This window comes from Aminobacter sp. NyZ550 (assembly GCF_025628925.2).
GTDB classification, from domain to species: domain Bacteria; phylum Pseudomonadota; class Alphaproteobacteria; order Rhizobiales; family Rhizobiaceae; genus Aminobacter; species Aminobacter ciceronei.
Window position 1 is genome coordinate 846,111 of record NZ_CP114190.1, and the last position, 13,281, is coordinate 859,391.

Consider the following 13,281-nt stretch of genomic DNA (forward strand, 5'->3'; position numbering starts at 1 on the left):
CCGACTAGTCGAGCAAAGCCAGATCCAGCTTTGCCAGCCGGTCCGGATCGGCGACGGCGTCGATGCCGACGATCCTGTCGCCGTTGAGCCTGAGCATCAGCACGACACGGAGCTTGCCCATCGGGGCGACCAGCAGGCCGATCGCGCCGTCGACAAGCGCCGGCAGCGCGCCCTGCGCCCGGCCCTTGAAGCTTTGCGCCACGGCCTGCGCGCCGCGCAGTTCGGCAACGGCACCGAGATGTGCGGCGACGGCATCGGCGCGGAACACGACGTCGGGATCGAGCACGGCAAGCAAGCCGGCGAAATCGCCGCCGCGCGATGCCGCGAGAAACGCGTCGACAACCTGCCGCTGACGCGTCCGGTCGGGCGCGCGCGCCTCGTCGCTGCCCTGGACCCGGCGCCGGGCCCGGCTCGCCAGCTGCCGCGCCGCGACCGGCGTCCGCTCGACGACGGGGGCGATGTCATCGAAGGACAGGTCGAACATGTCGTGCAGCACAAAGGCGATGCGCTCGGCCGGTGCCAATTTCTCCAGCACCACCAGCAGTGCCAGGCCGACGGCGTCGGCCATCGCCAGCTCGCGTTCGGGATCGACGGCAGGGGCATCGTCGGCAATTTCGTCGGGCCCTTCGGTGTCGAGCTGCTCCTCGCGCCGCGACTTGCGCCGGCGCAGCATGTCGAGGCAGACGCGCGCCACCACCGTCGTCAGCCATCCCGAGAGATTGTCGATGTCGTCGGTGTCGGTGCGCGCCAGGCGCAGCCAGGTCTCCTGGACCGCGTCCTCGGCCTCGCTGGCCGAGCCTAGCATGCGGTAGGCGACGGCGCGCAGATGCCCGCGCTTCTCGGCGAATTTTTCGGCCAGAAAAATTTCTTCGTTCATAGGTCACATTCCCTGCTGCTGTTCCGTCAAGGCCATGACGAACGAATCCCGGCCGATGTGACAGAGACTGTCGCGGGGCCGGCGCCGTCAAGATCGAATGGACCCGAACCCGACAAGGAAGACTCACATGCAAGCTCGTATGACCAACCCCGCCATCCTGCTTCCCGATGCCATGCAGGCGCTGTTTGCGCTCAACAAGGCGACCGAGAGGGACGGCCTGCCCGAGGTGACGCGCAAGCTGGTCCATTTGCGCGCCAGCCAGATCAACGGCTGCAGCGTCTGTGTTCACATGCATTCGCTCGAACTCAGGAAGCTCGGCGAGAAGGACGACCGCATCTTCGCCGCCGCCGCCTGGCGCGACACGCCCTGGTTCACGCCGGCCGAGCGCGCAGCCCTTGCGCTGACGGAAGCCGTGACCCGCATCGCCGACAAGTCCGACCCGGTGACGGACGACGTCTGGGAAGAGGCGACGCGCTACTACGACGAGAAGGCGATTTCGGCGCTGCTGCTATGCATTGCGGCGATCAATGTCTGGAACCGCCTCAACGCCGCGGTCCGCCAGGTCGCGGGTGCTGCCTGGAACTGACGATCCACGTCGTGCGCTCCCTCATCCTGCGCCTGTCGAAGGATGAGGGACAAGTACGCTAAACTACCGCGCGGCGATAAAGATGCCAGGTAGCATGGCCCAGCACCGGCAGCACCACCAGGAGGCCGAGAAAAAAGGGCAAGCAGGCTGCCAGCACCGCAACCGTCACCACCAGGCCCCAGCCGAGCATGACAAGCGGGCTCGCCAGCACCGCGCGGATCGATGTCAGCATGGCGGTGACGAAGTCGATTTCGCGGTCGAGCAGTATCGGGATTGAGATGACCGTGATGGAATACAGTACCAGCGCCAGTGCCGCGCCCTCGATATGGCCGATACCGAGGAAGATCCAGCCCTGGTTGGTGGTCAACACAAGATCGGCGAAGCGGTCGAGCGTGGCGTAGGACATGCGGCCGAGAATCAACGCCATCAGCAGCCTGATCTGGTACATCCAGACCCAGAACACGAACAGCATGACGAAAGCCATCCACGACACTTCGCGTCGGCGCTGGGCCCAGATCAAGTTGAGGACCTGTCCAAGCGTTGGCTTATGCCCGGCCTCCATTTGGCGGCTTACCTCATAGAATCCGACGGCGGCGAAGGGCCCGACCAGCGGGAAGCCGATCGCGAACGGATAGATCAGCCATGGGGCGTGCAGCACCAGCAGGGACGTTGTAATTGCCAAGCCGATCACCACGAAGACCAGCGCAATAGCGAGCCCGATGCGCGGGCTCCGGGCGAAGTCGGCGGCGCCCTCCGCCAGGCTCTGCCTGATGTCGGCTACGGTCAGTGCGCGCACTTCCGGCGGCCTAGCCGGTCGCCTCGCGTAGGTGTCCATATCCGCCATTCGTCCTCCCTCGCCCCGCGCTGCATCCGACCGCAGCGCTCTATCTGCGCGGCAACGCGACTTCCCGCATTGATCGAGATCAAGCGGGAGTGTTTCCGCATTAGACGTCTCGTTCACGCGTCGAACACGCTGGACTCACGCCTGCATGGCAAGCTCGCCGGGTCATGTCAGGAGACGGGAGGCCGAGATGGCTTACTCAGTGCATTCCAGCCACGGACATCAGACGGCGGATCTGACGATCCGGCTCCTCCAGGCCACTGCACGCCGTATCGCGGCAGCCGAGATGTGGTATCGCCGTGCCCAGAGCAGGCGGATCATCGCGGCACTCAGCCCGGAGCAGATGAAGGACATCGGCTACCCTGCCGTTGATGCCATTCCCAGCCTCGACGTCGAGGCTGGTCTCATGTCCAGATTGCAATCGATGCGATAACGAACCGTCGCGGGCAACACGCCGCGGGGTGGCGGTCGCCGGGGCATGCCGCGACGGCGATGGCCGTTGCGTTACGTCCCTGGCGCCTGCGTCAGGGCGATGGCCGTGCCGACGATCAGCATGGCTGCCACGCCTTGCAGCACGCTGACAACGACGCTGAGCAGCGCGCGGCCGAGACCAAGGTCGAGATTGCGGGCAAACCAGCGCGTTTCCACCGCCACGTACCAGACGATGGCAACGACCAACAGCAGCAGTGCCGCGACGCTCGCGGTGCTGTTGTGGACGCGCCACACCACGCCCGCCAGGCTGACGCCGAGGGCGAAGGGTGCCGCGACATAACACTGGCTGTAGAACGGCGGCTTCAAGGTTGCCCTGTCGATCCGGGCGCCGCGAAAGCGCAACAGCTTCACCGCCATCAGCAGCGGGAAGACGCTGAAGACGACGGCCCGAAAGATCAGAAGGTTGGAGTCGCTGGCGAGCATCGACGGCGCCACCCAGGAACGATCGCTGATGAAGCCGAGCTCCAGGCCATGCACGATCAGCAGCGTCAGCAGCAGGAACATCGGCGGGCTCATCGTGTCCTGGTACTGCTCGTCCACGTCGTCGGACAGCTCGACATTGGCATAGCGCATCATCTTGTCGGGGTCGCGCAATGCTCGCCACATCGTCAGCGGGTAAAACAGCAGCCACGACACGACCTCGTAGAGCAGTTCCTCGATCGATTTCAGCAGTCGCATGAAGTCCATGCGTCGCTCCTTCGCAGAGTGGTCCGCGCGGCATGATGACGGCGGGAATGGGTGAAGGGAAGGGCCGGGTGGCCGCTACAACCGCTTCAGGCGAAACCGCTGCCGGTATTGCGCCGGCGTAATGCCGGTATGGCGCCGGAACAGCCGGCGGAAGAACGCCGGATCCTCGTAGCCGACTGTCTCGGCGATTTCGTCCGTCGCGTCAGCGGTGGCCTCCAGCATCTGCTTGGCCTCCTCGATACGCAGGCTTTGCACATAATCGACAGGCGTGTAGCCGGTCGCCGCCTTGAAGCGGCGCTTGAAGGTGCGCTCGGGCAGACCGCTTTCGGCGACCATGCGCGTCACCGGATTGGCGCAGGCGTAATTGTCGGCGATCCAGAGCTGGCAGTTGCCGATCGCCGCATCCTCGTGGCGCCTGGGCTTGGCCATCGCGGCGAAAGGCAACTGGCCGTCGCTGCGGTCGCCGAGCAGGAACACTTTTGCGATGCGCGCTGCTTCCTCCCTGCCGCTGTAGCGCGCGATCAGGTGCAGTGCGAGGTCTTCCCAGGACGACGCGCCGCCTGTGGTGATCAGCTGTCCCTCAGGGTCCATGTCGCAGACGATGCGCTCGGGCCGGAATCGCACCAAGGGATAGTTGTCGCGGAAGATGTCGGCGGCGATCCAATGCGAGGCTGCGTCCTTGCCGTCGAGCAGCCCCGCCTCGGCGAGGAAGATCGAGCCTGTGCACACCGAGCAGATGGTGGCGCCGGCGGACAGCTGCGCCCGGACCCATTCCATCTCATCGCCCCATCCGAGCGCCGCGCCACCCTCGAGCGGCAGCGCCAGGTCGGTGACGATCACCACGTCGGTATTCTCTGTGTCGGCGAATGTCGCATGCGGCTGGATCGGTGTGCCGATGGCGCAGGTGAACGTCTCCTTGCTTCGTGCCACGATCTCGGCTGAGATGCGCCGTGCCCTGGTCTGCTGCCCGGTCAGCCGGTCCCAGATCGAGCCCACCGCCGACAGCACCTCGAACAGCCCGTATACCGCCGCCGGTGTCGTCTGCGGCAAGGCAAGCAGGCTGATGCGGAGGGGGTCGGCCTGGGTTTTCATGTGCCATCAGTGGCACGTATGCCTCGTTTTTGTCCAGTATCGCTCTCGCGATCCGACTTCGACGTCCCTAGTGTCCGTCCAAGCCGCCCAGCGGGCGCGAGGAGATCGAAATGCCAGATCACATCAACACGACCAGCCGGCGCCGCTTCCTGCTCTCCGCAGCAGTGCTCGCCGTTTTCGGCGCAACCCCGGGGAGTAAGGCGATGGCCAGCGAAACCACCACAAAGACCGTCCGTGCCAATGGCGTCGAGATTGTCACCGAAGCCTTCGGCGATCCTTCGGCGCCGCCCGTGCTGCTGATCATGGGCGCCATGGCCTCGATGCTGTGGTGGCCGGAGGATTTCTGCCGCCAGATCGCTGTCAGCGGCCGCTATGTCATCCGCTACGACAACCGCGATACCGGGTTGTCGACCAGGTTCGCGCCGGGCAAGCCACCCTATTCGATGGACGACATGGCCCAAGACGCCATCGCCGTGCTCGACGCCTACGGCATCGAAAAGGCTCATGTCGTCGGCATGTCGCTCGGTGGCATGATCGCCCAGATCCTGGCGCTCTCGGTGCCTGGCCGCGTCGCCTCGCTGACCCTGATATCGACCACGCCCGTCGGCCTCGATCTCGACCTGCCGCCGCCGAGCCCTGCTTACATGGAGCATGCCGCGACGGGCGAAAGCGTCGACTGGTCGGACCGCGCCCAGGCGACCGGCTTCATTGCCGGCGAGGCCCGGGTGATCGCAAGCACTACCCATCCGCATGACGCGGTGAAGACTCTTTCCTTCATCGAACGTGACTACGATCGCTCCGGTGGCTACCTCTCGGCGACCAACCACTTCATGCTCGCCGGCGGCGAAGCGGTGAAGGGCAAGCTTCCCGGCCTGAACGTGCCGCTTACCGTTATCCATGGCACTGCCGACCCGATCTTCCAGATCGTCCATGGCAAGGCGATCGCCGACGCGGTCAAGGGCTCGACATATGTCGTCGTCGAAGGCGGCGGCCATGAGCTTCATGAGGACGACTGGGGCATCGTCATCCTGGCCATCGCCAAGAACAGTGCTGCGCCGCGCTGAGGTGCAGGCACATCGCCCGGAAGCATCCGGTGAAGCGCCCGGTTCCGCCGGGCGCGCCTTGGGCCAGACCACGCCGATCGCGCGGACAGCGGCCACAACAGGCGCGAAACCCGTTCACGGCATCCGCCCGGGCGGCTATAGCAGTGCATCGCCGATGCATTGGAGCCTGACATGACCGCCACCACCGACACCGTGCTCGACCGCTTCCTCCGCTACGTCGTCATCGACACTCAGTCCGATGCGAGCTCGCCGACCCAGCCCTCGACCGAGAAGCAGAAGAACCTCGGCCGCCTGCTCGTCGAAGAGCTTCTGGCGATCGGCCTCAGCGACGCCCATCTCGATGAGCATGGTTATGTTTACGCCACGGTGCCGGCCAACACCCAAAAGCAGGTTCCGGTCATCTGCTTCTGCTCGCATATGGACACCGCGCCCGATTTCACCGGCACCAACGTCAAGCCGCAGATCCTCCGCAACTATGCCGGCGGCGACATCCGGCTCACAGGCGACCCGCAGCAGGTCATCCGCGTGACCGAGCATCCCGAGCTGAAGAACCAGATCGGCAATGACATCGTCACCACAGACGGCACCACCCTGCTCGGCGCCGACGACAAGGCCGGCATCGCCGAGATCATGACGGCAGCACAGTTCCTCATCGCCAATCCCGATATCAAGCACGGCGCGGTCAAGCTTTTGTTCACCGCCGACGAGGAGATCGGCCGCGGTGTCGACAAGGTCGACTTCGCCAAGCTCGGCGCCACATTCGCCTACACGATGGACGGCGAGACCGCCGGCCATATCGAGGACGAGACCTTCTCCGCCGACGGCGTCGAGATCGCCATTTCAGGCGTCGCCATCCATCCCGGTTTCGCCAAGGGCCGCATGGAAAACGCCATCAAGATCGTTGGCGCCATCGTCGACCGGCTGCCGAAGGAGCTTTCGCCCGAAACCACCGAGGGCCGCGAAGGCTTCCTCCACCCCACCGCTTTGTCGGGCTCGATGGAAAAGGCCGCGCTCAGCCTGATCGTGCGCGACTTCACCGAAGCGGGCCTCGCCGCCAAGGAAAAACTGCTCGAAGACATCGTCAAGGACGTGCTGAAAGCCTATCCCGGCTCTTCCTACAGCTTCACCGTCAAGGAGCAGTACCGCAACATGAAGGTGGTGCTCGACCGCCATCCCGAGATCGTCGAAAACGCGCTCGAAGCCGTCCGCCGCGCCGGCATGGAGCCGGTGCGCGGCAGCATCCGCGGCGGCACCGACGGCTCGCGCCTGTCCTTCATGGGCCTGCCCTGCCCCAACATCTTCGCCGGCGGCCACGCCTTCCACTCCCCGCTGGAATGGGTCAGCCGCCAAGACATGGAAAAGGCGGTGACGACGATCGTGGAGCTGGCGAAGGTGTGGGAGGAAAGGGCGTAAGGGGGCGCCAGGTTGGTTTTGCGCCAATATCTGCAATCGCCTGCTTATACGTCGCAGTTTGGGCAGATTGCGGATTAGCCCTCAAGACGGTGAAACGAAAAGGCCCGCCGAGCGGCGGGCCGGGCATTTGCGGTCTTGAAACCTAGAACGCCGTGTTGAAGCCAACCGTACCTTTGAAGCCGTTGCTGCCCTCGAAACTGGTCGAAGCCAGCGCTTCGCCGTACAGGGCGTACTTGCCTCCGGCCCAGCGGTAGGTGCCGCCAATGCCAAGTTCCGCGCCGAAGGAATCGGGCTCGAACGCGACCTTGGTACCCGCCACGTCGACCGCCGTTCCGTCCAGGAATTCGTAGGTAAGATTGGCGATGCCATAGACATGGCTGCGGCTCGCGCCGCCGCCTGCGTCATAGTCCAGCGCCAGGCCGATCCGGCCTTTCAGGCTGTCGCCGGCCACCAGCGACACCTTGGCGCCGAACGGATCGGCGAAATCGTCGAAATCGACGGAGGTGTAGGCAAGCTGGGCCTGCGGGGTCACCGACCAGGTGCCGCCGACCGACAGCTTGCGGCCGGCTTCGATGCTGAAGGCATAGCCAAGGCCTTGATTGCCGTCGACGAGCTTGCCGACGGTGTCGGCGGCAACGTCGCTCGACAGGCGGCTAACAGAGGCCTGTCCGTCGACATAGATGCCGTTGCTGCCATACCAGGTCAGCGTCGCGCCGCCGCCATAGGCAACTGTCGCATTGGTGCCGTTGCCGAGGCTGGAGCCGATGTCGGCGTTGACCCGGCCATATTGCGCATTGATGCCGCCGATCAGCCTGCCTGAGCCGGTTTCGGCGAACAAGCCATCAATGCCTGCCTGTACGAGATAGCGGTTGCTGTCATAGGAGGTGCCAGTGGTCGAAACGCCCTCGACATGGCCATGCGCGCCTTCGATCCGCGTCCAGAAATTGCGCGGGCCGGCCTCACCTCCGGCGCTATCCGTCGCTTCACTCGCCCCGGGCCAGTAGCGGTCGCCGACGCGCTGCTGCAGCGTCGGCAGCTCGGCCAAGCCAAGCAAGACGATCGGATAGTTCTCATAGACCGGCACCGTCGGCGCCAGCGTATCGGTCATGCGCAGGTACCAGTCGCCGTCTGTGGGATCGGCGATGCCGTTCTGGAACAGGCCGTAGAGATAGGCCCCGCCGATCGCCGGACCAGCCAGCACGAAGGCATCGGCGGCGGATGTGCCCGCCACGTCGACAATCTTGATACCGTCGCCGGTCGTTTCCGCTCCGGCGCCGCCGAGATTGGTGACGAAGATTCTGGTCGCACCGGTTCCGAGGATCGAGTTGCCTGTTATGGCGAGAAGATCGGTGGGCGAGGCATCGTTGCCGAGGACGGCCTCGATCAGCAGGGTGCCGCCATTGCTCGTGTAGTTGCCGGCGACAGTCAGCGTGCCGATGCTGTTTCCGGGCGCAATGGTGCCGCCGGCATAGTTAGCGGTGTTTCCGACCGAGCCCACGCCTGCCAGGACGCCGCCGCGCACATCCATGATGCCGCCGAGGACGCCGTTGACGACGAGCATGCCGCCATGGACACTGGTCAGCCCGTTGAAGCCGGTCTGGTTGGCGTTGAAGATGGTGCGGCCGGCGAGCTGGTTGATGGCGCCGCTGCCGTTGATCGGCAGGTCGAAAACGTAGCCGGTTTCGGTGTGGTTGAAGTTGATCTCGGCACTGGCCGCGAGGGTTATCGCCGACGCCTGGAGCGTTCCGGCACCGGTCGCCGCCTGGCCAACCGCGCCGCCGATGTTCAGCGCTGCGTGGCTGCTGGCATGCACGCTACCGACGACAAGGGCCGAGTTGCCGTTGTTCACTACCACCCTGCCGTCATCGGCAAGGGTCAGGGCACCCTTGCCCCTGGTTCCGAGAGTGACCGCGGTCCCGTTGAGCACCGACCCGTCCCCGGAAACAAGGACACTGAAATTTGGGAGGACGCCGCCTGGGCTGGTGGAGATGTTCACGGCCGTCCCGGTCATGACGCCGCCGTCCAGGATCGAGAGCGAACCCTGGTACATTGCTATCGTCGAGCCCGAGTTCCATCGGGATCCTCCGCCGGACACCTCAGCTGTGACCAGTGCGGTGTTGAAGCTGAGGTTTCCAACGCCGCCGAAGGAGGTGTTGCCGGTGATGTCGACCACGCCGCCGTCGCGAACGTAGATGTAGCTGGTGCCGTTAGTGGACGTGAAGCCGCCGGCTTCCAGCGTCGAGCCTTCGCCCATGACGTTGATGGTGGCCGTGCCTTGCGAGCCTGGCGTGTGAACCCTTATGCCCCCCGTCGTCGTGTAAACGGCGCCATTCTCGATGGTCAGGGTCGATTGGCTTCCCGCGCCGCCGCTCAAGTCATTCGGGTCGGTGCCTGTCGCGACCAGCCGGGTGCCCTGACCTGACAACGTCAGGCTCGCCACTTGGCCGTCCCCGCCGGCAATATCCAATTGCGACACGGTTCCACCGGCGGAAGAGCCGAATGTGACGTCGCTGCCGCCAGAGATGAGCGTGTGTCCATCGTTGATGCTGATTGTCGTAATGCCGGAGCCAGCGGCCTCGTTGATGATGAGTTCGCCCCCGCCGACCTTCGAAAGCAAACCCGTGTTCAGGCTGCCAGTGCCCTGGATCTGGCCTGAGAGCGTCAGGCTCGCGCCGCTCGCGACGTTGAAGACCGCAGCCGAACTGTAGGAGAGCGTATTGGCTCCGGTGGCGATCGTGATCGCCTTTCCGGCGATCGCGGGAGGCGGGCTGGTGATCTGGAAACTGGATGTCAGCATGATTGTCGATGCTGCATCAGGGCTCGCCTGGGCGTCCGCTATCGCCTGGTAGAGTTCCGTCTGGTTCGAGGCGACGAAGTTCGCTGCCCTTGCCGCGGGAAGTGTTCCCCCCATTGCCAAAGCGGCAATGCAGACGCCTGAAAGAAGTTTGTATTTGCTGGTTGATTGGGTATCCGGTGCGCCCCCGTTCGCGCAAGACTGCTTCATTCCAATTCCCTGTATGCACTGCCTGAGATTCGTTACATTGACGCCAATTGCAGTTTCTTGACAAGGAAAAGTGGTCTCGTATCTGAGAAAGACTTAATGAAATCTGACCCGCTCGGTACGCAGGCACTGCGATATTTTCAAATTAGCTCTCGATAATATTATGAATCTCCGATAAATCCGGACGTTCGTTCGCTGTCTCGTAGGTGAAGCTGCTTGAGGATCCTACCTAGATCACGTTCAGCTCGCGGAACGCTCGCCCTTCCGCGATGCGCTGGTAGCCGAAGGCCGAACAGTCGATGGTACGGTAGGTGCCATGGACAAGGAGCTCGGCGAGCGCCTTGCCGACCGCCGGCGCCTGCTGCAGGCCGTGGCCGGAGAAGCCATTGGCGAAAATGAAGTTCTGAACCTCGGGATGCGGGCCGATGACGGCGTTCTGGTCGAGCGCGTTGTAGTCGTAGTGCCCGACCCAGGCTTGCGTCGCCTTGATCGCCTCGAAGGCCGGCACGCGGGTGGCCAGCACCGGCCAGATCACCTCCTCGAACAGCCCCCAGTCGGGGTTGAAATCCGTGGGGTCGGCAGCCAACTCGCCATCCTCACTTTCGGCCCCGCCCGTGATGAAGACCGAACCTTCGGGGCGGACATAGACGCCGGAGGGGTCGACCATCAGCGGCATGTCGGCGAATTTTTCGCGCGCCTCGAAGACGAAGACGTTGCGTTTGCGCGGCTCGACCGGCAGAGCGAGACCGGCCATGGCGGCGACCTTGCCGGCGTTCGGCCCGGCGGCGTTGAACAGCGTGCCGGTTTCCAGCCGCTCGCCGGTGGCAAGCGTCACTGCCGTAACGCGGTTGCCTGAGCGCTCGATGCCCGTGACCTCCGACGTGATCATGTCGATGTTCTTGGTCTTCAGCGCCTTGCGGAACAGGCCGAGCATGGCATGCGCATCGAACCAGCCTTCGCCTGTGCGGCCATAGGCGCCGGCGGAAATACCCTCGGTCGAGATCCAGGAGAAGCGCTTCGCCAGCTGCTCGGCATCCTCGAGCACGATGTCGGCGCCCTCGGCCATCTGGGCCTCGTGGTTGGCCTTGAGAATCGGCAGGCCGTTGTCGCCGGCGAGGATGAGGTAGCCGCCCTCGCGGAAGCCGATATCGGCGTCAGGGCCGAACTCCTCCTTGAGCCGTCGGAACAGGCCAAGCGTGAACTGCGACAGGCGGATGTTCTCGGGGATCGAGAATTGCTGGCGGATCGAGGCGCAGGACAAAGTGGTCGCGGCATGGGCGAATTGCGGGTCGCGCTCGACAAGCGCGATCGAGCCGGTGAAACCCTCCTCGCGCAGATAATAGGCGATCGAGCTGCCGACGATCGCGCCGCCTGTGATGACCACGTCGTAGCGTGCCATGGAGTGTTCCCGTCTGTCTGTGATGGAGGACAAAAGCAGTTACGCCGTCGTCCGGCAAGGACTTGCAAGGGCCAGCATTGCCGGGCAAGAAGACCAGATGCAACATTCCCTGCCCCGCCCGCGCCGCTCGGTGCTGTTCGTGCCCGCCACCAACGAAAAGGCGATCGCCAAGCTTGCGCAGCTTGCCTGCGACACCGTCATCTTCGACCTGGAAGATGCCGTGCTGCCCGAGCAGAAAGCCGCGGCGCGCGACAGGCTGGCAAAATTCTTCGCCGAACGGCCGGCAGGCGCGCGTGAATATGTCGTGCGCATCAACGGGCTGAAAAGTCCGTGGGGCGCGGACGATCTTGCTGCCGCCAGCGGCTGGGCCACCGATGGCGTTGTGCTGCCCAAGATCGAGACGCCGCGCGACCTGCTCGAAGCCAATGACGTGCTCGACGAGGCCGACGCCCTCGACACGCTCAAGCTCTGGGCGATGATCGAGACGCCGCGGGCGCTGGTCAACCTCGCGGCCATCGCCGAGCTCGGCCGCGATCCTTCGGCACGGCTGTCATGCCTGATCGCCGGGCTCAACGACCTTGCCAAGGACACCGGCGTCAGGCTCACGCCGGACCGCCGCTATATCCAGCCCTGGCTGATGCAGATGGTGCTTTGCGCGCGAGCCGGCGGGATCGACATGCTCGACAGCGTGTCCAACGATTTCCGCGATCTCGACGCCTTCGCCGCCGAATGCGGCGAGGCCGCCGCCATGGGATTCTCGGGCAAGACCGTCATCCACCCGGCCCAGATCGGCCCGGCCAATGCGGCGTTCTCGCCGTCGGTCGAGGCACTTGCCGAAGCGCGCGCCGTCGTCGATGCCTTCGCGCTTCCTGAGAATACGTCCTCAGGTGTAATCTCGCTCGGCGGCAAGATGGTCGAAAGACTGCACCTTGCGGAGGCCGAGCGGCTTCTGGCGCGGGCAGCGCAGCTCGAAAGCCTCAGGCACTGAAAGGGACACCGCCATGAAACTCTATCGCTTCCTGACCGGCCCTGACGACGCCACCTTCTGCCACAAGGTCACGGCTGCGGTGAACAAGGGCTGGCACCTGTTCGGCTCGCCGACCTATTCCTTCGACGCCGAAACCAGGACGATGCGCTGCGGGCAGGCGGTGGTGAAGGATGTCGAGGGCGCCGAATACACACCTGACATCAAGCTCGGCGACTACTGATCTCAGGTTCTGCCGCTATTCGGCGGCTTCCTCCAACCGCTCCATATCCTCGTCGGACAGGCCGAAATGGTGGCCGATCTCGTGGATCAGCACATGGGTGACGATGTCGCCCAGCGTCTCTTCGTTTTCGGCCCAGTAGTCGAGAATGGCGCGGCGGTAGAGTGTGACGCGGTTGGGGCCTTCGCCGGTCTGCGGGTTCCAGCGCTCGGCGATGCCGCGGCCCTCGAACAGGCCGAGCAGGTCGAACGGCGTTTCCAGCGACAGGTCGTCCATGATCTCGTCGGTCGGGAATTCGGCCAACTGAATGACGACCTCGCCGGTCAGCTGGCGAAACTCTTCCGGCAGATGCGCATAGGCTTCGAGCGCCAGAAGCTCCATCTCCTCGATCGAGGGCGAAAGCTGGTCGTGCCAGGCGCGGGTCTTGTAAATGCGGGCCATTCTTTGTCCTTTTGGGGGCATATAGCCCTTTGCCGCCGCGCTTACGAGGCCTTTGCCGCTCGGGCGCCAAATTAGCGGCGACAGCAGAAGGAGAGGAGAGGAATAAATTCTCCTTGAATCGGCTTGACTCTCCAGGGCGCCTCTGGAATCTATAGGAACATAACAGGAACAACAGGGAAAGCA

Annotated in this window: 13 protein-coding genes; 6 read left to right on the top strand and 7 right to left on the bottom strand. The window is 64.3% G+C overall.

The annotated features are described in order from the left end of the window. Positions 1–4: 4 nt before the first annotated feature. Positions 5–877: a sigma-70 family RNA polymerase sigma factor gene (locus N7E70_RS04130; RefSeq protein WP_263005612.1), complete on the bottom strand. Its 873-nt coding sequence runs from the start codon at positions 875–877 to the stop codon at positions 5–7. A gap of 127 nt (positions 878–1,004) precedes the next feature. On the opposite strand from N7E70_RS04130, the gene N7E70_RS04135 reads away from it, so the two are divergent. Beyond that, entirely contained in the window at positions 1,005–1,463 is a 459-nt protein-coding gene (locus tag N7E70_RS04135; RefSeq protein WP_067955917.1) for a carboxymuconolactone decarboxylase family protein, read from the top strand. A gap of 58 nt (positions 1,464–1,521) precedes the next feature. Here N7E70_RS04135 and N7E70_RS04140 read toward each other — a convergent pair whose 3' ends face one another. After that, positions 1,522–2,307, bottom strand: a complete 786-nt coding sequence (locus tag N7E70_RS04140; protein ID WP_067955918.1) for a DUF2189 domain-containing protein — start codon at positions 2,305–2,307, stop codon at positions 1,522–1,524. A gap of 187 nt (positions 2,308–2,494) precedes the next feature. On the opposite strand from N7E70_RS04140, the gene N7E70_RS04145 reads away from it, so the two are divergent. After that, complete coding sequence (locus N7E70_RS04145; RefSeq protein WP_182574047.1) at positions 2,495–2,737, top strand: DUF1127 domain-containing protein; 243 nt, start codon at positions 2,495–2,497, stop codon at positions 2,735–2,737. 71 nt (positions 2,738–2,808) lie between these two features. Here the strand turns inward: N7E70_RS04145 and N7E70_RS04150 are convergent, their stop codons facing one another. Together N7E70_RS04150 and N7E70_RS04155 are read right to left on the bottom strand one after the other, a co-directional pair. Then, the gene (locus N7E70_RS04150; RefSeq protein WP_263005613.1) at positions 2,809–3,483 is read right to left on the bottom strand and encodes a permease; all 675 of its coding nucleotides are present in this window, start codon (positions 3,481–3,483) and stop codon (positions 2,809–2,811) included. 75 nt (positions 3,484–3,558) lie between these two features. Continuing rightward, complete coding sequence (locus N7E70_RS04155; RefSeq protein ID WP_263005614.1) at positions 3,559–4,575, bottom strand: GlxA family transcriptional regulator; 1,017 nt, start codon at positions 4,573–4,575, stop codon at positions 3,559–3,561. A gap of 203 nt (positions 4,576–4,778) precedes the next feature. Here N7E70_RS04155 and N7E70_RS04160 point away from each other — a divergent pair, with 203 nt between their 5' ends. Continuing rightward, on the top strand, positions 4,779–5,639 hold the full coding sequence (locus N7E70_RS04160) for an alpha/beta fold hydrolase (protein ID WP_067965910.1): 861 nt from the start codon (positions 4,779–4,781) through the stop codon (positions 5,637–5,639). Between the two features lie 171 nt (positions 5,640–5,810). Further along, positions 5,811–7,052, top strand: coding sequence for a peptidase T (pepT, locus tag N7E70_RS04165; protein ID WP_263005615.1), 1,242 nt, complete (start codon positions 5,811–5,813; stop codon positions 7,050–7,052). Positions 7,053–7,194: 142 nt separating this feature from the next. Here the strand turns inward: pepT and N7E70_RS04170 are convergent, their stop codons facing one another. Continuing rightward, the gene (locus tag N7E70_RS04170) at positions 7,195–9,963 is read right to left on the bottom strand and encodes an autotransporter family protein (protein WP_263005616.1); all 2,769 of its coding nucleotides are present in this window, start codon (positions 9,961–9,963) and stop codon (positions 7,195–7,197) included. A 319-nt stretch (positions 9,964–10,282) separates the two neighbouring features. Continuing rightward, complete coding sequence (locus tag N7E70_RS04175) at positions 10,283–11,452, bottom strand: NAD(P)/FAD-dependent oxidoreductase (RefSeq protein WP_263005617.1); 1,170 nt, start codon at positions 11,450–11,452, stop codon at positions 10,283–10,285. A 97-nt stretch (positions 11,453–11,549) separates the two neighbouring features. On the opposite strand from N7E70_RS04175, the gene N7E70_RS04180 reads away from it, so the two are divergent. Beyond that, a complete protein-coding gene (locus N7E70_RS04180; RefSeq protein WP_263005618.1) occupies positions 11,550–12,440 on the top strand; it encodes an HpcH/HpaI aldolase/citrate lyase family protein in 891 nt (296 codons plus the stop codon). Positions 12,441–12,453: 13 nt separating this feature from the next. Further along, positions 12,454–12,660: a DUF1737 domain-containing protein gene (locus N7E70_RS04185; protein WP_067955933.1), complete on the top strand. Its 207-nt coding sequence runs from the start codon at positions 12,454–12,456 to the stop codon at positions 12,658–12,660. 15 nt (positions 12,661–12,675) lie between these two features. Here the strand turns inward: N7E70_RS04185 and N7E70_RS04190 are convergent, their stop codons facing one another. Then, complete coding sequence (locus N7E70_RS04190) at positions 12,676–13,098, bottom strand: metallopeptidase family protein (RefSeq protein WP_067955935.1); 423 nt, start codon at positions 13,096–13,098, stop codon at positions 12,676–12,678. Positions 13,099–13,281 lie beyond the last annotated feature (183 nt).

What these genes read in the sequence shown, in the direction of transcription:
- N7E70_RS04155 (WP_263005614.1), bottom strand. Translation starts at nt 4,575, where the DNA reads ATGAAAACCCAGGCCGACCCCCTCCGCATCAGCCTGCTTGCCTTGCCG.
- N7E70_RS04180 (WP_263005618.1), top strand. Translation starts at nt 11,550, where the DNA reads ATGCAACATTCCCTGCCCCGCCCGCGCCGCTCGGTGCTGTTCGTGCCC.
- pepT (WP_263005615.1), top strand. Translation starts at nt 5,811, where the DNA reads ATGACCGCCACCACCGACACCGTGCTCGACCGCTTCCTCCGCTACGTC.
- N7E70_RS04175 (WP_263005617.1), bottom strand. Translation starts at nt 11,452, where the DNA reads ATGGCACGCTACGACGTGGTCATCACAGGCGGCGCGATCGTCGGCAGC.
- N7E70_RS04160 (WP_067965910.1), top strand. Translation starts at nt 4,779, where the DNA reads ATGGCCAGCGAAACCACCACAAAGACCGTCCGTGCCAATGGCGTCGAG.
- N7E70_RS04140 (WP_067955918.1), bottom strand. Translation starts at nt 2,307, where the DNA reads ATGGCGGATATGGACACCTACGCGAGGCGACCGGCTAGGCCGCCGGAA.
- N7E70_RS04190 (WP_067955935.1), bottom strand. Translation starts at nt 13,098, where the DNA reads ATGGCCCGCATTTACAAGACCCGCGCCTGGCACGACCAGCTTTCGCCC.
- N7E70_RS04145 (WP_182574047.1), top strand. Translation starts at nt 2,495, where the DNA reads ATGGCTTACTCAGTGCATTCCAGCCACGGACATCAGACGGCGGATCTG.
- N7E70_RS04150 (WP_263005613.1), bottom strand. Translation starts at nt 3,483, where the DNA reads ATGGACTTCATGCGACTGCTGAAATCGATCGAGGAACTGCTCTACGAG.
- N7E70_RS04185 (WP_067955933.1), top strand. Translation starts at nt 12,454, where the DNA reads ATGAAACTCTATCGCTTCCTGACCGGCCCTGACGACGCCACCTTCTGC.
- N7E70_RS04170 (WP_263005616.1), bottom strand. Translation starts at nt 9,963, where the DNA reads ATGGGGGGAACACTTCCCGCGGCAAGGGCAGCGAACTTCGTCGCCTCG.
- N7E70_RS04135 (WP_067955917.1), top strand. Translation starts at nt 1,005, where the DNA reads ATGCAAGCTCGTATGACCAACCCCGCCATCCTGCTTCCCGATGCCATG.
- N7E70_RS04130 (WP_263005612.1), bottom strand. Translation starts at nt 877, where the DNA reads ATGAACGAAGAAATTTTTCTGGCCGAAAAATTCGCCGAGAAGCGCGGG.